17 protein-coding genes are annotated in these 19,758 nt (G+C 44.4%); 13 read left to right on the top strand and 4 right to left on the bottom strand.

All coding sequences use genetic code 11. The annotated features are described in order from the left end of the window. Positions 1–19 precede the first annotated feature (19 nt). Positions 20–1,717, top strand: coding sequence for a 2-oxo acid dehydrogenase subunit E2 (locus GYK50_RS08070; RefSeq protein ID WP_212563657.1), 1,698 nt, complete (start codon positions 20–22; stop codon positions 1,715–1,717). 162 nt (positions 1,718–1,879) lie between these two features. Here GYK50_RS08070 and GYK50_RS08065 read toward each other — a convergent pair whose 3' ends face one another. After that, positions 1,880–2,506 (bottom strand): OmpW/AlkL family protein, encoded by a 627-nt coding sequence (locus GYK50_RS08065; RefSeq protein ID WP_212563655.1) that lies wholly within the window; start codon positions 2,504–2,506, stop codon positions 1,880–1,882. A 487-nt stretch (positions 2,507–2,993) separates the two neighbouring features. Between GYK50_RS08065 and GYK50_RS08060 the strand changes: the two genes are divergently transcribed. Together GYK50_RS08060 and GYK50_RS08055 are read left to right on the top strand one after the other, a co-directional pair. Then, the gene (locus GYK50_RS08060; protein ID WP_143007428.1) at positions 2,994–3,221 is read left to right on the top strand and encodes a hypothetical protein; all 228 of its coding nucleotides are present in this window, start codon (positions 2,994–2,996) and stop codon (positions 3,219–3,221) included. A gap of 308 nt (positions 3,222–3,529) precedes the next feature. Then, entirely contained in the window at positions 3,530–4,513 is a 984-nt protein-coding gene (locus tag GYK50_RS08055; RefSeq protein WP_212563654.1) for an ion transporter, read from the top strand. Positions 4,514–4,646: 133 nt separating this feature from the next. On the opposite strand, the gene GYK50_RS08050 is transcribed toward GYK50_RS08055, so the two are convergent. The 3 genes from GYK50_RS08050 to GYK50_RS08040 form a co-directional block, all read right to left on the bottom strand. Beyond that, complete coding sequence (locus tag GYK50_RS08050; RefSeq protein WP_071001348.1) at positions 4,647–5,294, bottom strand: TerD family protein; 648 nt, start codon at positions 5,292–5,294, stop codon at positions 4,647–4,649. A 50-nt stretch (positions 5,295–5,344) separates the two neighbouring features. Next, positions 5,345–6,472: a helix-turn-helix transcriptional regulator gene (locus tag GYK50_RS08045; protein ID WP_071001349.1), complete on the bottom strand. Its 1,128-nt coding sequence runs from the start codon at positions 6,470–6,472 to the stop codon at positions 5,345–5,347. 183 nt (positions 6,473–6,655) lie between these two features. After that, positions 6,656–9,421 (bottom strand): AAA family ATPase, encoded by a 2,766-nt coding sequence (locus tag GYK50_RS08040; RefSeq protein WP_379542897.1) that lies wholly within the window; start codon positions 9,419–9,421, stop codon positions 6,656–6,658. Between the two features lie 374 nt (positions 9,422–9,795). On the opposite strand from GYK50_RS08040, the gene rsmG reads away from it, so the two are divergent. From rsmG to GYK50_RS07990, 10 genes are all read left to right on the top strand, one after another. After that, entirely contained in the window at positions 9,796–10,512 is a 717-nt protein-coding gene (rsmG, locus tag GYK50_RS08035; protein WP_071001351.1) for a 16S rRNA (guanine(527)-N(7))-methyltransferase RsmG, read from the top strand. Positions 10,513–10,771: 259 nt separating this feature from the next. Next, entirely contained in the window at positions 10,772–11,551 is a 780-nt protein-coding gene (locus GYK50_RS08030; protein ID WP_093070840.1) for a ParA family protein, read from the top strand. A 104-nt stretch (positions 11,552–11,655) separates the two neighbouring features. Then, positions 11,656–12,798 (top strand): ParB/RepB/Spo0J family partition protein, encoded by a 1,143-nt coding sequence (locus tag GYK50_RS08025; RefSeq protein ID WP_212563653.1) that lies wholly within the window; start codon positions 11,656–11,658, stop codon positions 12,796–12,798. Between the two features lie 101 nt (positions 12,799–12,899). Next, positions 12,900–13,613, top strand: a complete 714-nt coding sequence (locus GYK50_RS08020; RefSeq protein ID WP_071001354.1) for a MotA/TolQ/ExbB proton channel family protein — start codon at positions 12,900–12,902, stop codon at positions 13,611–13,613. 72 nt (positions 13,614–13,685) lie between these two features. Further along, positions 13,686–14,117, top strand: coding sequence for an ExbD/TolR family protein (locus GYK50_RS08015; protein ID WP_058024949.1), 432 nt, complete (start codon positions 13,686–13,688; stop codon positions 14,115–14,117). 76 nt (positions 14,118–14,193) lie between these two features. Continuing rightward, positions 14,194–15,981, top strand: coding sequence for a lipid A export permease/ATP-binding protein MsbA (gene msbA / locus GYK50_RS08010; RefSeq protein WP_071001355.1), 1,788 nt, complete (start codon positions 14,194–14,196; stop codon positions 15,979–15,981). Between the two features lie 66 nt (positions 15,982–16,047). Further along, a complete protein-coding gene (gene lpxK, locus GYK50_RS08005) occupies positions 16,048–17,178 on the top strand; it encodes a tetraacyldisaccharide 4'-kinase (RefSeq protein ID WP_071001356.1) in 1,131 nt (376 codons plus the stop codon). 45 nt (positions 17,179–17,223) lie between these two features. Next, positions 17,224–18,036 carry a 3-deoxy-manno-octulosonate cytidylyltransferase gene (gene kdsB / locus GYK50_RS08000; protein ID WP_071001357.1) on the top strand — a complete coding sequence of 271 codons (813 nt, stop codon included), beginning with the start codon at positions 17,224–17,226 and terminating at the stop codon, positions 18,034–18,036. A gap of 86 nt (positions 18,037–18,122) precedes the next feature. Next, positions 18,123–19,253 carry a DNA polymerase III subunit delta' gene (locus tag GYK50_RS07995; RefSeq protein ID WP_071001358.1) on the top strand — a complete coding sequence of 377 codons (1,131 nt, stop codon included), beginning with the start codon at positions 18,123–18,125 and terminating at the stop codon, positions 19,251–19,253. Positions 19,254–19,369: 116 nt separating this feature from the next. After that, positions 19,370–19,717 carry a PilZ domain-containing protein gene (locus GYK50_RS07990; RefSeq protein ID WP_058024954.1) on the top strand — a complete coding sequence of 116 codons (348 nt, stop codon included), beginning with the start codon at positions 19,370–19,372 and terminating at the stop codon, positions 19,715–19,717. Positions 19,718–19,758 lie beyond the last annotated feature (41 nt).

Here is a 19,758-nt window from a genome sequence, read left to right as displayed (position 1 = left end):
TAAGACTAGGAGATAAAACATGGACATTAAAGCCCCCGATTTGGGTGTCGATAGTGCTGAAGTCAGCGAAATTATGGTAGCAGTGGGTGATGTCATCGCAAAAGATGACAACATCGTTTTGTTAGAGTCTGACAAAGCGTCAGTTGAAGTACCAAGCTCTGCTGCTGGTAAAGTCACCAAAATCAATGTCGCCATCGGCGATCAAGTCAGCGAAGGCATGGTATTGATCGAAGTAGAGAGTGCTGACGCAAGCGATGATAATGACGATACTGCCGAAGAAGTAACTGATTCAGAACAAGCAGACGATAATAATGAAGACGCACCTGTTGAAGATGATGCAGATGCAGAAGAAGCGACTGATGATGCTGGCGAAGGCGCATCGACTACCCATGCACTGCCAGATATAGGCGTTGATGAAGCGCAAGTGGCTGAGATTATGGTGAGTGTAGGCGACACGGTCAGTGCCGATGAGTCTATCCTACTGATTGAGTCAGACAAAGCCTCAGTCGAAGTGCCTGCACCAGAAGCAGGCGTAGTTGAAAAAATCTTGGTTAATGCTGGTGACACTGTTGCCAACGGTCAAGACTTTATCGTTATTAAAGCGGCAGGTACTCCTAAGGCAAAACCGAAAGCAGATACTGCTAAAACTGAAGATAAAGCGGACAAGCCTGCACCGAAAACTGAAAGCAAGTCACAGCCAGCCCCAACAGGCGAGCCAGAGCAAGCGCCTGCACCGACCTCAACTGCTGCACCTGCGGGCAAAAAATTGAGCGAAGCGGAAGTCAATGAAAAGTTGGTTGATGTATATGCAGGTCCTGCTGTACGTAAATTGGCTCGTCAGCTTGGCGTCGATATCACACAGGTAAAGGGTTCAGCACTAAACGATCGCATTCTAAAAGAAGATCTGTTTGCGCATGTTAAAAACCGTTTGACCACCCAACAAGCCGCACCAGCTGCTCAGGGTGCTGTTAGCTCAGGTCTGCCAAAACTACCTGATATGAGCAATGTTGAAATCTGGGGCGAAACAGAAACCCAAGATTTAAGCCGCTTGCAAAAAGTGTCAATCCCGCAGCTGAACTACAATACCTATCTACCGCAAGTGACACAGTTTGATTTGTCTGATATCACCGAAACTGAAAAACTACGCGGTGAGCTAAAGGGTGACATGAAGGCGCAAGGTATTGGCCTGACTATTTTGGCCTTTATTGTTAAAGCAACTGCTTACGCCTTGACTCAGCATCCACGTTTCAACAGTCATTTGAGCGACGATAATACACAAATTATCTTACGTAAGAGTGTCAACATGGGTATTGCGGTTGCGACTGATGACGGCCTAGTGGTTCCTGTGATTAAAAATGCACAGGACAAAGGCATCAAGCAGATCGCTATCGAGATTGGCGAGCTGGCAGGTAAGGCTCGTGATAAGAAGCTTGGCGCTAAAGACTTGCAAGGCGCGAGCTTTACGATTTCGAGCCAAGGGAACTTAGGCGGTACGGCATTTACGCCGCTGGTCAACTGGCCACAAGTCGGTATCTTAGGCGTCTCTGAAGCCAGTATGCAGCCGCGCTGGAACGAAACCAAGCAGACGTTTGAGCCGCGTTTGATGCTGCCATTATCATTGTCTTATGATCACCGAGTGATTAATGGTGCTGATGCAGCGGTATTCACTCGCTATGTTGCTACATTGCTTGCTGATCCACGCCGTATTTTGCTATAGCTGATACGCTACTTTAAAAACTAAAACCAAAAAAAGACTGCCTAAGGGTGGTCTTTTTTTTGAGCAGTACTGTATTAGATATGAGTAACTATCAGCCAAAAAAAAGCCAGCATCAGCGCTGGCTTTTTATACTTAGATCATCGAGTTTAATACGATTTGTGATTAAAACTGTTTAACAAATGCAATGCCATATGCCCAAGGGCTGATATCGATTTCACCGATGTCACTGCCATCTAAAGTAGCATCTGTTTTGATGTCCATATAACGCGCATCGATACGGAAAGCTTCAGTTGGAGCGAAAGGAATGTCTAAACCGACATGACCAGCCACACCAACACTATCATCAAGATCTAAATCACCACCAGTAGAGATTCTTTCTTTAAAAAAGGTCGTATAGTTCACGCCAACACCAACGAATGGCTTGATATTCATTGGCATGTTGTCAGAGTCAAAGTGATATTGCACAGAAAGAGTTGGTGGTAAATGTTGGGTTTTACCTGTTAAAACTTGTGTGCCATCCGCACTGTTTAGATCAAAATCATGATGAAATGGAAGTGCTGCGAGTAGCTCAACACCGACATTGTTGGCAATGAAATACTCACCACTAATAGTTGGCTGTATATCGCCGTCAACATCAACAGACAAACCATTATCTAGAGTGCCATTATCACTTTTAGGGTCAACATAATGTGCACCAGCCGCAATAGACCAAGTGCCAGAAGGTACGGCAAAAGCAGTGGTCATGGTAAGGGCAGTGGCAGCGGCTAAAACTAGGGATTGTAGTTTCATGATTTGGTTCCTTAATATATTAAAAGGTTATCAGTGCTAATGAGGGATGACATTGCACACTGATACATAATGTTATAATGGATGATAAAGCGGTAACATTATGACTCCATTATAGTATAAAACCACAATTACTGTAAGGTTTTAATTGTGCTTTACTAAGTTTTATTTAATTATTTATAGTAAAGGCGATAACGGTATAATTATTTTGATTATTTAAAAAAATTGATTATTGTGAGGTAGGGTATAAGCCTGTTGTGATACTCTGAAAATAGGTAGATAAGAATTATAGTCAATCCATTAAAAAAGCGTTACAGCGTTAACCTCGCTTGAAGTATGACGTATACATCTGCACTCGGTTGCCTTGTACCACTCTTAAATTGGATCAACTATATATTGATTATTGCTAATGTCTAAACGGTAGAATTGGAAATAAATGGTGACGGCTTACTGAATTGATATTCATGATTTGATAAAAGGCGTACGTATTATGCTTGGTTATTGTAGCAACTCCCCACTACGTTGTAAGAACGCCCGTTCTACCAACATATTGAATCAGGTAGATTCTTGTTGCCCTGAGTGCCATTTATTTTTAGTACCTGCTCAAGACATCAGCCAGCAATTGCCCGCTGATGAGCAGTTTTTACGATTATCAGTAGTAGGCACCGCATTGGTGCTATTAATAGCAGTCTATCTTTATTATCTACATGGGACATAATATAGTCGAACCACTATTAAAGTGTTACCGCGTTAGACTCGTTTAGCCTACTACTGTAGTACTTGCACTCGTCTGCCTTGTACCACTTTTAATATTGATTGACTATAGCGGCTGCTGATGAACAGGCGATAAGCCAATGCCATGCTGGGTCATGTCAAATAGTTGATATTTTCGTATTGATCAAAGTGCATTGATAAAAGCGCATTGAATAAAGCGTGCGCTTTTGATGATAGAGCGCTTGAACACCTTGCAAGGCAGTTAATTTATTTTATTTATATAATACCGGTATTTCACCGAATAGGGACGGCATGCTACTCCAATCTATAAGGCGCTTACGTCATTTTGTTTATGATACGTTGCAAAATGATGAACATGACACTTTATTTAGCCGCTATATTGATTATTTTCTCATATTTTTGATTATGACCAATGTGGCAGCTGTGATTGCTGAGTCAGTTGACAGCTGGTACTACCCTTATCAAAATTATTTTACTTGGTTTGAAAACTTCTCTATTGTGGTCTTTTCTATTGAATATTTGCTGCGACTATGGAGTGTTGCTGAAGCCAAACCGGACAATACAACGTGGAAACAGCGTTGGGATTGGATCAGAAGTCCTTCCGCACTCATTGACTTGGTAGCCATTGTTCCAGCCTTCTTAAATTTCTTCGTCAATATTGATCTGCGTTTCTTACGTATTTTGCGTTTGTTCCGTATTCTCAAACTGACCCGCTATTTTGCGTCCATGCGTATCCTGCTAGTGGTCATCAGTAAAGAGCGCGGTTCGTTCCAAGCGGTTATTTTTATATTGATTATTATGATTGTGACTGCCTCGAGTGGCATTTATTTGGTCGAAAACCATGCGCAGCCAGAAGAGTTTGAGTCAATACCCAAGGCGATGTGGTGGGCTGTAGTAACGCTCACGACCGTGGGTTATGGAGATGTCACACCAATCACTAATGCTGGCAAGATATTGGGTGCTATTATTACGATATTGGGTGTGGGTTTGGCGGCACTGCCTGCAGGTATTCTGGCGACAGGTCTGGCAAATGAATTGGTACAACGCCGTGAAGAGCTGGAGCAGCATTTTCGTGAGCAGCTGATCGATAGTGATTTTGATTTGGTACAAAATCAGATGATGATTGACAAGATTCGCCGAGAGTTGGGACTGGATAAAGAGCAAGCACAAAATATTGTACTGCAAGTGCTACGTGAGCAAGAGCTTGAGCGGCGCGAAAAAGAAGTGGAGGTGCGTCAAAAGAATTTTTGCCCGCATTGCGGTGAGGTTTTATAGCTTAGTATCTATCAGGCAATCATAGAAATTTATGCTTAAGATTTCTAGAAACAAGTATATTTGTCAGGAAACATAAAAGGGTACTGTGTGGTTGAGATGCAGTACCCTTTTTAGATTTTATGATCGACTGACGCTATATTCCTTGAGGAATCGGTAGCGCCCGTGCCAATTCATGCGCAACTTCTTGCGCCGCTTTTGAGAGATCTTCTGCGCTCAGTGGTAAATTTTGTAGGGTTAAATGCCAGTCATCAACGGATCGGCGCAAATGAGCCACCCAAAGCGTTTTACAATCACGTGGGAGCTGCTTTAGGTTGACTTCAAAACAGCGGTTACCCTCATCATCACTCAAATGAATCTCACCTTTTTTAACCCTAGAGAGTGAGTGCCCGTGATAGGAGTTGGCAATCAAAGCGATATGAGTGATATGTAAGGGAATTTCTGCTAGCTCTAGTCTGATTTGTTCTTGATCAAGCGGAGCCAAATACATGGCTTGCTCTCCGCGATCCTTGCCATTTAGACTGTCTCCTTGGTGCTTGACGGATTCAGCTTTGTCACGTAATTGTTTGAACCAGACAATATCACTAATGATGCAATTGTCATCATATAATACACAAGCCAAGTCGATATCTACCGCGCTTTTGTCCTTTTTAAAACGTTTAAACAACCCTTTTGGCTCGATCTTAGTAAATTCATAGTTGAGCGCAAAAAATAACGTTCCCGTATCCAAGCCCAGTCCTCTTAAACTGTCGGAAAGCAGCGGTGATGGGGCAGCGGTTGGCATAATATTCCTTTTTTAATTTTTAGTGGTTAACGATTAGTGTCATTCGAGTGTTATTCGTTGTTTGTCATTGCAGGTTGGTCCAATACCGCTTGATAAAGGAGTGCAGGCTTGGCGTCTAACAGTCCACTGCCAAAACCACGTAACCACCAAACCAGCTGTGAGGTCAAATTAACGGTCGCTTTTATTGTTAGGGTGTCGTCGTCGTTTGATGTGACGATTTGATCATCACTCAGCTTGCTCTCAGTGAGGCTTCGGCCTGCTTTTTGGGTAAATTTTAGCTCAACGGCTGTGTTTTTACCACGCTCAGCCAACTCACCAAATAATGGATGACTAAAGCCCATACTGCCTTCATCCAAATACGTATCGAGCTGAAAGTTATCTGGTGTCTTTGCTGCGCTCTCTAAAATCTCGACTCTATCAAATCGATGTAGCGCAAAGGTACGAATGGTGGCATCGGGGTCATCGGTACGAGTCGCCAGTAGATAAATAATCACGCCACGCTGAATGATAGCAATAGGGTTTAGCGTATATTCGCTGGCCTCTGATTTATTGCTGCGAGTGTAGCAAGCATTAATTTGCAGCTGATAAAACAATGCATGGTAAATGTTGTCTTTGCTATCTAAATCTATATCTGGGGCAATAAGTGGCTGGGTCGCAGGCTCGATACGTACACGGTCTATCCATGAATGCGTGACTTTACTGTTTTTGAGCTGTCGTCTTGCTAGATCAAACCACGGAAATAGCTCATCTAAAATCACAGGCGGCAATAGCTGAGTGAGATTGGCCTCGACCATATTAAAAGCAACTGCCTGCGATAGATTCATATGCGGCAAGCTTTGCAGCGGTGCATCTTCCTTCCAGCGCCAACCTTGTGGATTGGCGTTGTTTTTTTCGATAGGAAAGCGTTTGGCCAATGCGTTCAAATCACGTTGCACGGTACGCAGGCTGATGTCAAAACCGGCCATCATGAGCTGTTCATAAATATGAGTCGTACCTACCCAGCGATTGCGCTGTAGCTGTGACAGTACTTGCCATTGACGAGCCGTTGTCGCTGCCCCATAACGATTATCCTGGGTCTCTTTTAACACATCATTTTCTGCCGCCTCTATTGCAACTGCTTGCTCATCAGAATCTGATTGAGCTTGAAGGTTATTGGCATTAGTAGAATGTACAGTCATCAAAAAATACCCTTTATAAAGTCACAGGTTATTGTTCTACAGATTTTGGCTGGTTGTTTATCATCTCAGAAAAGTATCAAAGCGTCTAGGGACGTTCGTATACATTTAGACATCGTTTAGGCGCCGTTTAAGCACCGTCTAAACACGTCCTAATTATCATTTTGGTGTGTTGTCATTGACACTTTAAGCTTCACTGTGCTCACGGTTGTCAGTGACGTCACTATCGTTATTTTCGCCTTTGCGATTTTCTTTTTCTATTTTGTCCTCTTTTTTTTGGCGCTTGGCTTTGCGTTTTTTCTTCTCTTTCTTTTTTGACTTTTTATCATCTACCTCATCGTCGCCGTCTTGGTTCTCATCCCATAACATCAGACGATTTAGGACTTTGCCAAATAGGGTGTCCTTGCGGTAGCGACCTTTTTTATTCATGGTATCGATGGGTAGGCCTGTCATCAAGGTCAATGCTTCACTCAAGGTATAAACGCCATAAATATGGAAGTCGCCGTCTTTTACCGCAGCAATGATATCGTCGCGTAGCATGAGTTGTTTGACATTGGCCATTGGAATGACCACGCCTTGAGCGCCCGTCAACTCTTGCTCACGGCACGCATCAAAAAAGCCGGCGATTTTGGCATTGATACCACCAACCGCTTGTACTTCGCCCAGCTGATTCATAGAACCAGTAATGGCAAAGGATTGATCAATAGGGACATTTGCTAAAGCGGATAGTAGCGCACAACCTTCGCTAACGGTGGCACTATCACCATCGATATGGGCGTAGCTTTGTTCAAACGCGAGCGAAGCGCTGAAGTTTAGTGCATGGTGTTGGCTAAATAACGCGCGCAAATAACTGGTCATGATCAACATACCCTTGGCGTGCAAGCTACCACCCAAGTCTACATCACGCTCGATATCAAGGATTTCACCTGCGCCAATATTGGGCTGAATAACGGCAGTGAGGCGCGCTGGCATGCCAAACTCACTATCGGCATAGCTGACGACGGTCAGGGCGTTGACTTGCCCAACTGCACTACCTTGGGTTTGAATCAGCTGCTGGCCGTTTTTGAGTTCGTCCCAGTATAGATCGCGCAAATATCCTGAGCGCTCATCCATGTCGTCAATTGCCTGAGTGACATGATCTGCTGTCACCATTATCTCATCATTTAAACGAGCGTGACGGTTTGATTCATGCAACAGTTTAATCAACAAATCACTGTGTAGGCTTAAACGGTCCTGCTCTTCAGCTTGCAAGCTTAAATGCTCAAGCAACGTGGCTTGCGCGCTACTATCGAATGGATAGAGATCAGCATAATCGATGATGTCTGCCATTTTCGCTACCAGTGCCAATTCATGCTCGCTGGTGCGCGTCACATCATCATGAAAGTCCGCGCGAACTTTAAACACTGCATCAAACTCAGGCTCAAGCTCAAGCAGCTCATAATATAAGTCTGCTTCACCTAATAAGATCACTTTGATATCAAGATCAATGGGCGCTGGTGATAAAGACAAGCTACCTGTTAGCGTTAGCATTTGCTCAAGGCTTGAGAGCTTAATTTTGCGTGACTGTAGTGCGCGCTTTAGACCTTGCCATGCATAAGGATGCTCAAGTAAATGGCTGGCTTCTAGCAGCAGGTAGCCGCCATTGGCACGGTGTAGGGCACCTGCGCGAATCATACTGACATCAGTCGTTACTGTCCCTAATTGAGTGATTTGCTCAACATGACCCAATAAGTTTAGATGGGTTGGTAAGTCTTCAAAGACAACAGGCGCGCCACTGTCTGGTGCGTGACTGACAATGACATTGACCGCGTAACGGCTGGGTGTTGTGGTCAATACAGCCGTCACAAACTCTTCGTCATCGCCGTTAACGATACGCTCTACATGAGTAACCATATCGGCAAATATGGCTTTGAGATAGTCAACCACAAGTGGGTGCGTGGCAAATTGCTCATAAACAGGCGCGAACAAAGGCTGTAGTGCACGGCGTGCGATACTGCGATGCAGTGATTCTATCGCATCGTTGGCTTCGTCTTCTAACTGCTCCAACGCAATGGTTAGTTGACTGAGGCGCTTTTGCATATGGTTTTTCTGTACGAAGTTATTTAACTCAGCCTCGTACTCACTGTTACCATACTCAGAATTTTGAGCGTTGTTTTGCTCTTCATCATGGTTAGTCTTATCGTTGCTCAATATATTGGCTTTTTCGTTATCATTTCTTGGTGATAAATTTGCACTGTTGCTAGATGATTCTGAAGCCTTTACAGGGTCGCTACTACTGTCTGTCGTCAACTGACTGGGATGGACGAAAACTGCCTTGTTATCAAACGAGCGAAACGTTAAGGCTAGATCATACTGTTTGCCCTCAGCGTTTAGCGCGTCGTAAGCATGACTCTCTTTTTGATGTGTATTGTTTTTAATCGCTTCGATTTTACTTTGGTATTGGTCGCTACGAAAGCGTTGGCTTAGTCGCTTTTTTGCCTGTTGCCACAAGTTATTGACCTGCTGTTGTAGCAAGGCGGCTTGTCCTGCAGGTAGACGCAGAGCCAGTGGCGTACGTGGATCGGTAAAATTGTGCACATAAACCCAATCATCAGGCGTTGGTGCGTCGGCGGCAATACGGGCCAACAGGCGACTGATGACAGTACGCTTACCCAAGCCGTTCTCACCAGCAGCAAACACATGATAGCCACTTGCATTGATGTCTAGCGCTGTATGCAAGGCTTTGAGCGCACGTTGTTGACCGAAGCCAACATCTAAGTCAGGCGCAGTACGTGTGTCTGTAGGCAGCTCATCAGGGTCGCTATAGCGTTTTAGTTGCTCAGCTGAAATACGGCAGCTTTTTTGAACCTCAGTAAAAATAGGATTTGGGGCGTTAGATATTACTGGTTTATCGTCTTGTGAGTCAGCGGTAGGTGGTACCATATTATTAGCGTCTTTTGATATTTGAGACATAAGGGGGTAGGGTCGTTCGGTCATAGGCGTTTAAGAGATCATCTTAGCAATAGTAACAGAGTTAAAGAAGCAGTACGGTATTATAAAAAAGCGCTTCTTAGATTTTTATAATCAAGCAGAATATCTTACAAGATATGGCCACAATTTAGCGAAATCATTGAGCATACTTTTGTATCATGGTGAGATAACTATGTAGCAATAGGCGACTGGAGCATAAATTAAGCGGAAGTTTTGCGCTATTAAAGTAGAATAACGCCTCACAAACCGTGCAGATAGTATAAGATGTCCCACATTGGCGCAATCTGCAACTATTCAATGAGCAGACTGCATGATAAAATAGGCGGTTCACATGTCAAAACTGGATAACTCGTTGTATGTCAGCTTCCGCTAAAACCTCTTCGTCGTCTACTAGCACGGGTAATATCAATATTGATCCGACTGGCTTTGTGAAGCTTGGCTCACAATTGCCAAAGCTGGCCAGTATCTTAGCCCAAGCCGTAAATGAGCTAAGTCTATCACTAAGTGAGAAACAGCAGCGCACGTTATTATTATACTTAGACCAGCTTTTGTTGTGGAATAAAGCGTATAATCTGACCGCCATCACCGATCCAGAAGAAGCGCTGATCAAACATGTGATTGATTGCTTGTCTATTATAACGCATTTGCCGACAGGGTCGCTGCTTGATATCGGTACAGGTGCAGGGTTGCCTGCAGTGATTATTGCGATTTGTCAGCCTGAGCGCTCGTGTACAGCCCTTGATAGTAATCAAAAAAAGATTCGCTTTATTAAGCAGATCAGCAGTGAGCTTGGCTTACGTAATATGCAACCGATCGCTTCGCGTATTGAAGCGCACGAAGCCAGCTATGATGTGGTGACTTCTAGAGCGTTTGCCAGTTTGATAGATTTTGTTGAAGTAGCGCAGCCGAGATTGGCAGATGGCGGTTATTTGTGTGCTATGAAAGGCAAAGTGCCAAGCGATGAAGAGCTACAAGCGCTTGATAGTGATTGGCACATTAAGACGATTAAGCTGACAGTGCCGCGTCTGCATGATAGTCGTCATTTGATTGAAATGTCTGCTAAAAATGCCTGAAAGGTAGATACTTCTCAGTCATGAAACAGCAGTCGTTTTTTGTGAAACGCAGTTTACGTTTGTACCTAAATGGCATAGTATTTAAAAGGCACTGAAAATATACAAACGAAAATTGGGTGATTTATAAAAGAATTTTTTTATAAATGGCTGACTTTCATGAAGCGCTGATTTAGTAGCACTGCATAAGCATATAAGATTGAGCGGCAAATAAATTAAAAGAAAAAGTCAGTAACAGACCTTAATAAAATTGAGTGAGTGTATGGAAATCATAGCAATTGCGAATCAAAAAGGCGGCGTGGGCAAAACCACGACGGCGGTAAACTTGACCGCCAGTTTAGCTGCTAAGCGCAAGCACGTACTACTGATTGACTTAGACCCACAGGGCAATGCAACCAGCGGTACGGGTGTCGACAAAAACGAGCTGATGCTTACCATAGCCGATGTTTTACTGGATGGTGTAGCGCTTTCAGAAGCGATTGTGACCAGTCCGGCAGGGTTTGATGTGATCGGTGCCAATCGTGATTTGGCTGGTATGGACATCACATTGATGAGTAAAACGGACAGTCACGAGCTGTTCAAAACGGCGATGAAAAATCTGGTTGATGCGCAGACATCCTCGCAACAGCCGCCATACGATTACGTGATTATAGACTGTGCACCCAGTTTGAACCTACTGACGATTAATGCCTTGGTTGCAACTGATAGTGTGATTATCCCAATGCAGTGTGAATATTATGCATTAGAGGGATTAGCGGATTTATCACAGACGATTGAGCGTCTTACTGAATTAAACCCTAAGTTATATATTCGCGGTGTTGTGAGAACGCTGTTTGATGCGCGTAACACGCTTGCCCGTGATGTGTCTGCTGAATTAGAAGCGCACTTTGGCGATATTATGTATAAGACTCATATTCCAAGAAACATTCGCCTAGCAGAAGCACCCGCGCATGGTCTACCAGTGATTGCTTATGAGAGATGGTCAAAAGGCGCGCGCGCCTATCAAAAATTGGCTGCTGAAGTGATGAAGCAAAGTAGCTAGTTTTTCTATAAAAGCTTTCGAACAATAAAGCACTTAACATTGTATTTAGTAAGCCGCAGCAGTAATCAATTGGCTTTTATTTTAGCGTTAGAGGATAGGTAATCATGGCGAAGAAAAGAGGGTTGGCTGCCAATCGAGGCTTAGATGCCTTATTAGGGTCAATCAAGAAAGAAAAGCAAATCACCGCCTCTGCCTTGCAAGATGATATGGCTGCACGCGATGTGGCCGTGCCAGCTGAAACGCTAGACACCAACATGCCTGTGAAAACTGCCCCCGTCGATGCGGCTGCGCCCAAAGCCAGTAAAAAATCGGCTGCAAAATCCACTGATAATGACACTACTGTCAGTAATAGTACTCGTTCATCACGTGTGACAAGCAAGACGGCTATCAACAAAACGCGTGGTAATAGCACAGACGTAAACGCTTCAGAGGATCAAATCAGCCTCGTGCAGATCGATGTCACGCGTCTACAAGCAGGTAAGTATCAACCGCGCCGTGACATGAGTGAAACGGCACTGGCAGAATTGGCATCTTCTATTGAGCAGCATGGCGTGATGCAGCCCATCGTTATCCGCCCATTGCTCGCCAATGAAGATAAGAGTGAAGTATTTGTCACTCATGAAATTATCGCTGGCGAACGTCGCTGGCGCGCGGCAAAAATGGCGGGTAAGTCGGTTATTCCAGCGATTGAGCGTGCGTTATCTGATGAGCTTGCTATTGCACTGGCCTTAATTGAGAATATCCAGCGTGAAGATCTATCGGTGATAGAGCAGGCAGCCGCGTTGCAGCGCTTTCATACAGAGTTTGGTATGAGCCATGCGATGATTGCTGAAGTGGTGGGCAAGGCGCGTACAACGGTATCGAATTTACTACGCCTAAATCAATTGCATGATACGGTAAAAGATCATTTGGCAAATAGCGCACTAGACATGGGTCACGCTCGAACGCTTTTAGCATTGTCTTCTGAGCAGCAGCCAATCATTGCACAAAAAATCATCGATGGCGGTATGACGGTGCGAGAAGCTGAAAAGCTGGTCAAATCCATTTTGAATCCTACACCCAAGGTTAACCGTGTCGAACAAGCACAGTCTCGTGACGAAGAGCGTCTCACGCAAAGATTGACAGATATGTTGGGTGCTGAAGTGAAGCTTAAGCACAAAAAAGACGGGCAGGGTAGTGTTGAGATCTTTTTTCACAGTCAAGACCAGTTAGCTGCTTTGATTAAACACATAGAAGCACAGGCTTAAGACAATACGCAAGCTAGTAGGACTGATTTATTAGTAACGACTATTTACGTATAAATCCATCTACGTAATAACTGTTTTTAAAAATATGGAAGAGAGCAAATATGTGGGAGTTAGTAAAGGCAGGCGGCTGGCTAATGACACCTATTGTCGTCTGCTCTATATTGGCATTGGTTATCATTATTGAGCGTAGTCATACATTGCAATTTAGCAAGACTGTGCCTAGCAGACTGCGTGAGCAGCTCATCACTCGCCTGCGCGAAAATGGCGATATCGGCCGTACACAATTGATGAATGTCAAAGAGAAGACAGCGCTTGGTGATATTTTGGCAACGGGGCTGCTCTATCGTCAGTACGGCCTAGAGTCTATGACCATGCATATGCAAAATCGTGCTAGCGTACAAGTCCACCAGCTAGAAAAAAATATCAATATGTTGGGTACAATTGGTGCCATTGCGCCATTGCTTGGATTATTAGGTACGGTATTAGGTATTATTTCTTCATTCTTAGCGATTACTGATGGTGCGATGCAAGATCCAACAATGCTTGCTGCTGGTGTCTCACAAGCACTAATTACCACGGCTGCTGGTATGATCGTCGCCATCCCAGCGCTTGTCGCGTATCGATACTTTCAGCGGCGTATCATCGACATCAATGCACAGTTCGAGACTCAAGCAGGGCTGATGATTCAAGAGCTATACGACTACCAATTGCTCGACAATACTTACGTAGCGGCACCTGCTAATAGTATGACTACTATTGATGAGCGTGCTACTGATCGATTAGATGTAGATAAAAGCAATATGGCGACAATATAATTGTCATAGTTTTGATCCTGAGTTTGATGCTCAAAGTACGTTCGTAATAGCAGGTAAGTAGAAGAGATTCATATGCGCTTTAGAAAACCGACTGTTGAGCCGCTTGAAATTAATCTGACGCCCATGATTGATTGCTTATTGTTTTTAATCGTCTTTTTACTACTGGCTACTTCTTTTAATCATTTTAGTCGTTTAAATATTATCCTTCCTGAAGCAGAAGGTGTGGCGCAGACAGAGCAAAAAAATAGTATAGAAGTAGCTGTACAAGAAGATGGCAGTTATTTGGTGAATGGTATTACGCTTGCTAGTAGTAACGAGGCTGAACTGACCAGCATGTTGCAGCAAGAAGCAGGAAGCAATCGCGATATGCTATTTGTCATCGCAGCGGATGCCAACGCTACCCATCAATCTGTCGTACGGGTGATGGATGTTGCTGGTAAACTCGGATTTTTGAACTTAAATATCAGCACCGTTGTCCCACTTGGTCAAACTTTGCCGCAATAATATTTGCCGCATCATTACTATAAACTGTGTATCAAGCACAGCCCATTCATGTCATGACACCTACATTGAGGCTTTTATGAGCCAAGCTTATACACCTGACTCTACAAAACCTTCTGCTAAAAAACCTTCAGCAGCCCCGTCTAATCCGCCAAAAAGTAAAACTTTACTGCGTCTATTAAAATATCTAAAACCGTATTGGTGGGCTTTGCTACTGACTGTTTTGGGCTTTGCTATCAACGCAGGAACTGAGATTTGGATTGCCAAGCTGTTGCAATACATTACTGATGCCATTAACCAAAGTGATCGAAGCAAACAGGCATTATTTCCATTACTCATCATTGCGCTATTTTTCGTACGCGGTTTGGGCAGTTTTTTGGGTAACTATTACTCGGCTTTGGTCTCACGTAATTTGGTTTATGAGCTGCGGGTCGAGGTTTTTAATAAACTACTGCGCTTGCCAAGTTCATTCTATTTGGCCAATCCTGCTGGTACGATCTCATCCAAGTTGATATTTGATGTTGAGCAAGTCACTGCTGCCAGTACAGACTCAATGAAGACCTTGCTGCGTGATGGTTTGACGGTTGTGGCATTGATAGGGTTTTTGCTTTATAGCAACTGGCGCTTGACTCTAATCCTATTTGTCGTATTGCCACCAATACTATGGCTCATTCGCATTGCCTCCAAGCGTTATCTTAAGCTCTCTAAAGGTATCCAAAAAACGATGGGTAGTGTCAGTCATATTACCAATGAGGTCATCAGTGGCTATCAGGTGGTAAAGAATTATGGCGGACAAGCATATGAAGCCGAGCGCTTTGATAAGACTTCAAAAAAGAACTTACGTCAAGGCATGAAGGTGGTCGTCACCAATAGCATCAATACCCCAGCAGTACAGCTGCTGATGGCGATAGCGATGTCGGTGGTGGTATGGCTTGCATTGAGACCTTCAGTTATTAGCGGTATTTCAGCAGGAGAGTTTATCTCTTATATTGCGGCAGCTGGTCTGCTCAGTAAGCCCGTCCGTTCATTGACTGATGTCAATCAAAAACTGCAAAAAGGCATTGCTGCTGGTGAGTCGATTTTTGCATTACTTGATGAGCCAGAAGAGGAAGACACAGGCACTATCAGCAAGGCGTTATCTGGTCAGATGTCTTTGGATAATATCAGTTTGGTATATCCAGATTCGACAGTTGCTCTACGTGATTTTACGTTAAATATAAAAGCAGGCGAGACGGTTGCATTGGTAGGACGAAGCGGAGCAGGCAAGTCCTCCTTGGTTAATCTCTTAACGCGTACTTTAGAAACCTCTTCAGGACAAATTACCTTAGATGGTGTGCCGATAGACCAGATTAAGCTAGAGAGCTTGCGCGCACAAATTGCGATGGTGAATCAGCAGGTTGTACTATTTAATACCACAGTATTTAATAACATTGCTTATGGGGGATTGGCCAACAAGAGCCAAGCTGAGGTCGAGGAGGCTGCAAAAGCGGCTTTCGCGCATGACTTTATCATGAAAATGCCAAACGGCTATCAAAGCGAGATTGGGGCCGAAGGGCTCCAGCTGTCTGGCGGCCAGCGTCAACGACTATCTATTGCTCGCGCGTTGTTAAAAGATGCGCCGATTCTGATTTTGGATGAAGCCACCAGTGCGCTTGATAATGAGTCAGAGTATTATATTCAGCAAGCGCTCGATAACGTCATGAAAAACCGTACGACGCTAGTGATTGCGCACCGCTTAACGACTATTGAATCTGCGGATCGTATTGCTGTGATGGATGGTGGTCAGATAGTTGAGCTTGGTACCCATAATGAGCTGATGCAGCTGCAAGGCCATTATGCGCAAATGTATGCTCGAGACTTTGAGTAGAATAGATTTATTTGATAAAGCGTCAACGCCTAAGCAGCGAATCGATAGGATACATGGCAATTATTTATGAGTATTGAGACGATAATTACTAATGCATGGCAACGTAAGGCCGCTTGGTTATGGCTGTTGCTACCTATTAGCTGGCTTTATGGACTGATCACCTTGCTTCGTCGTCACGCTTATAAAGTTGGGCTGCTATCAAGTTATCGCGCACCTATACCCGTCATGGTCATTGGTAATATCAGTGTGGGTGGTAGCGGCAAAACACCGTTAATTATCGCCTTGGTCAATCACTTGCAAAAACGAGGCATAAAAGTCGGCGTCATCAGCCGCGGTTATGGTGGCGATACGAGCCAAATGCCAGCATTGGTCAATGCCACCAGTTTGCCTAACGTAGTAGGCGACGAGCCATGTTTGATTGTTCATATGACAGGCGTTGCCATGGCAGTATGCCCGAATCGTCAGCAAGCAATTACTACCTTGTTGGATGCTGAACCTGATTTGCAATTGATTATCGCTGACGATGGTTTGCAACATTATGCGCTCAAGCGGGATATAGAGTGGATTGTGGTAGATGCCGCGCGAGGGTTTGGTAATGAGCAATTATTACCAACCGGATTTTTGCGTGAGCCAATGTCACGACTAGAAGGTGCTCATGTGATTTATCATGACAAGCCAAAAACAGACTTGTCGCATTATCATGAAAGCAGTAAAAATTCACACCCTCCTGAGCGCTTGAGCATGCATTTGCAAGCTGATGAATTGCAACATCTATGGAGTCCTCAATCACCTATTAAGCAAATAGATAATGTCGTTCCTGCCAGCAATAGTAGAGTACACGCAGTCAGTGGTATCGGCTACCCACAGCGTTTTTTTGATACGTTGGAGTCTCTTGGTTTTGACGTGATAGGGCATCCTTATCCTGATCACTATGACTTTAGTTTGGCTGAGCTTTTACAATACAGCGATTATCCTATCGTCGTTACCAGTAAAGATGCGGTAAAAATAAAAGCATTGTTGTCAGACTATACGGCGGAGCAAGCATCAAGTGATGAGTATGCACAGCTCGTTAGCAGGTTGTGGGTTTTGCCTGTGACGGCCGTATTATCCGATAACTGTTATGATAATCTAAACCAGCAATTAAAAGCTTTGGGTATTGAGGCTGACTCTGATGTTGGTACAAAAACGCCATCATAGATAATAGTCAATACGTCAAACTGACACAATTTTTAGGAATAAACCATGTCGCTTGTCACCACACCTGCCAAAACCCATATTGTGATTCCTGCACGCTTTAAGAGCACACGGTTACCCGGTAAGCCATTATTGAGCATTCATGGCAAAGCGATGATACTTTGGGTGGCTGAAAAGGCAAAAACAGCAACCTTTGCTGACGATATGTGTATTGCGACTGATGATGAGCAAATTGCAAAGGTCTGTATCGATGCCGGTTTTGATGTCGTGATGACAAGTAGCGAGCATGCTTCAGGCACTGACCGCTTGGCGGAAGTGGCGGCTATCAAAGGCTGGGCTGATCATGATATTGTGGTCAATATGCAGGGTGATGAGCCTCTTGTGCCGCCCTTACTGCTCGAGCAGGTACAGGCGCTTTTGGTAGCGGATGAGGCCAGCGTCATGGCGACACTCTGTGAGCCTATCGATGATTACGATACATTCCAGCGACCTTCTGTGGTAAAAGTGGTCAGCCAACATACGAATAATTTGCAGCGCGCGCTTTATTTTAGTCGAGCACCGATTCCTTGTGATCGTGATATCGTATTGGCGGATGACAATCAAAGACAGCCACCGAAGAACGCATATCGTCATTTGGGTTTATATGCTTACCGCGTTAGTCTATTACAGCAGTTTGTTGCATGGCCACAGACGCCGCTTGAGCAGCTTGAAAGCCTAGAGCAGCTACGAGTGCTAGAAAACGGTAAGCTTATCGCCATTGCAGAGGCCGCCTGTCAACTGCCGGCTGGTGTCGATACCCAAGAGGATCTAAACCGTTTAAATGCCATGCGCTTGGCTGATTTTCAAAACCCCACTAAATAATGATCTGAGCAAGCGCTCGCACATTATCCAGAGTATCATTAGCGTGCCGCATCCTAAATATCTAAAAACGTGATAGAGCTATTGTTATGAATGATCTGACAGCAAATGTAGGCGCGCAAGAGCGTTCAGATAGTATCTATTTTGCGCCCTTATTGCCGTGGCAACAGACATTGTGGTCGCAATTGACGCAGCGAGTATTGACTCAGCAGTCCTTGCCGCATGCATTGCTCGCTGCTGGTATGCAGGGAATGGGTAAACACGCCTTTGTATGGCGGTTGGTGGCTTGGTTATTATGCCGCGAGCATGATACGAATCCACTAGGCGCATGCGGCACGTGTGAAAGTTGTCAATGGCTCAAGTCGGGTACTCACCCAAGCTTGCAAGTGCTGCCAATCGTGAGTATGCCAATCAATGCGGATAGCGACACCCTCCAAGACAAATCAAGCAGCGCAAAAGACAAAAAAGCCACTAAGAGCACCAGCAACAGCGCGATTAAAATCAAAGTGGATGACATTCGTGCCTTGCAGCCTTTTATTTATCAAGGCGGGCAAGGGATGCGCATCTGTGTGTTAGATCATGCTGAGCAAATGACCGTCGCCGCTGCCAATGCGTTACTCAAAACCTTGGAGGAGCCGCAAGCGCAAGTTCATCTATTTTTAATCAGTGACACGCCTGCTCAGCTGCTTCCGACCATCAAGAGCCGTGTACAACAGCTGGCATTACAGACTATTGAGCCCGCTGTTGCTATCGATTATGTGACAAAAGCGCTCGGTCATACCATCAATCGTGAAGCCGTCAGTAAGATGGCGATTGAGCAGTTGATACAATTAGCAAACGGCGCACCTCTCGCTGCGGTAGCATTGGCACAGGCACCGTGGTACAGCAAACGTGCACTGTGGCTGACCACATGGCAGGCACTGCGAAGTGGTAAACGTAGTAGCGTAGCGGCAAGTGATTATTGGCAAAAACAGCTGAGTATTAAAGAGTTTATTCAACTGTCTGAACGGATGCTCCTAGACATAAAGCGCATCTGCCTAGGACTGAATGAATTACAAACAGATATCAACCTATCAGAAGCATTAGCCTCTTATCAACCCGATGCTCTCAATCTAGAAGTATTCGGCGATAGTTTGCAGCAAACCAAAGTTGCACTGCAACAAAATGTGCAAGAAAAATTTGCCTATGATAAGCTAATGCAAGAATTGGCCTGCTTGTAGGAGTGGTGACATAGCCTTTGTGAGCTATTGAAACTTATTGATATAAATTGCTTTTGTTTATATCTCACAATCATTTATAAAAATATATTTGACCCAATTGATAAAGGAAGCTGATTATGGCAATGCCAGGACGCGGCGGGATTTTAACCTGCCATATTGAGACTATCGAAACGTTGTATGCCAGCTATCTGTCTTTTGTGAACAATGGCGCTTTGTTTGTGCCCTCTGATCAGCCGCAGCAATTGGGTAATGAAGTTTTTATTGCTGTTACACTGCCCAACTCTAGTGAGCGTTTGCCAATGAATGGTAAGGTTGTTTGGATCAACTCCAAAACGCAGAGCGGTCGACCAGCAGGCTTTGCTGTGCAAATTGGTAGTGATATCGCAGGACAACGAATCAAGAACGAAGTTGAGCGTTTATTGGCTGGTAAAATAGATAGCCTGCAATCCACTTATACCATGTAGCCCATACCACTTAACCCAAAAACCTAGGCGTCTTTATCGAT

Source organism: Psychrobacter pacificensis (genome assembly GCF_018336615.1).
In the GTDB taxonomy this organism is placed as follows: Bacteria; Pseudomonadota; Gammaproteobacteria; order Pseudomonadales; family Moraxellaceae; genus Psychrobacter; species Psychrobacter pacificensis.
Note: the sequence above shows the minus strand (reverse complement) of the source record. Positions and strands in the feature narration are given on the sequence as shown.

Bases quoted from the DNA above. Each gene is read 5' to 3' on its own strand.
- GYK50_RS08070 (WP_212563657.1), top strand. From the start codon at position 20: ATGGACATTAAAGCCCCCGATTTGGGTGTCGATAGTGCTGAAGTCAGC.
- GYK50_RS08065 (WP_212563655.1), bottom strand. From the start codon at position 2,506: ATGAAACTACAATCCCTAGTTTTAGCCGCTGCCACTGCCCTTACCATG.
- GYK50_RS08060 (WP_143007428.1), top strand. From the start codon at position 2,994: ATGCTTGGTTATTGTAGCAACTCCCCACTACGTTGTAAGAACGCCCGT.
- GYK50_RS08055 (WP_212563654.1), top strand. From the start codon at position 3,530: ATGCTACTCCAATCTATAAGGCGCTTACGTCATTTTGTTTATGATACG.
- GYK50_RS08050 (WP_071001348.1), bottom strand. From the start codon at position 5,294: ATGCCAACCGCTGCCCCATCACCGCTGCTTTCCGACAGTTTAAGAGGA.
- GYK50_RS08045 (WP_071001349.1), bottom strand. From the start codon at position 6,472: ATGACTGTACATTCTACTAATGCCAATAACCTTCAAGCTCAATCAGAT.
- GYK50_RS08040 (WP_379542897.1), bottom strand. From the start codon at position 9,421: ATGTCTCAAATATCAAAAGACGCTAATAATATGGTACCACCTACCGCT.
- rsmG (WP_071001351.1), top strand. From the start codon at position 9,796: ATGTCAGCTTCCGCTAAAACCTCTTCGTCGTCTACTAGCACGGGTAAT.
- GYK50_RS08030 (WP_093070840.1), top strand. From the start codon at position 10,772: ATGGAAATCATAGCAATTGCGAATCAAAAAGGCGGCGTGGGCAAAACC.
- GYK50_RS08025 (WP_212563653.1), top strand. From the start codon at position 11,656: ATGGCGAAGAAAAGAGGGTTGGCTGCCAATCGAGGCTTAGATGCCTTA.
- GYK50_RS08020 (WP_071001354.1), top strand. From the start codon at position 12,900: ATGTGGGAGTTAGTAAAGGCAGGCGGCTGGCTAATGACACCTATTGTC.
- GYK50_RS08015 (WP_058024949.1), top strand. From the start codon at position 13,686: ATGCGCTTTAGAAAACCGACTGTTGAGCCGCTTGAAATTAATCTGACG.
- msbA (WP_071001355.1), top strand. From the start codon at position 14,194: ATGAGCCAAGCTTATACACCTGACTCTACAAAACCTTCTGCTAAAAAA.
- lpxK (WP_071001356.1), top strand. From the start codon at position 16,048: ATGAGTATTGAGACGATAATTACTAATGCATGGCAACGTAAGGCCGCT.
- kdsB (WP_071001357.1), top strand. From the start codon at position 17,224: ATGTCGCTTGTCACCACACCTGCCAAAACCCATATTGTGATTCCTGCA.
- GYK50_RS07995 (WP_071001358.1), top strand. From the start codon at position 18,123: ATGAATGATCTGACAGCAAATGTAGGCGCGCAAGAGCGTTCAGATAGT.
- GYK50_RS07990 (WP_058024954.1), top strand. From the start codon at position 19,370: ATGGCAATGCCAGGACGCGGCGGGATTTTAACCTGCCATATTGAGACT.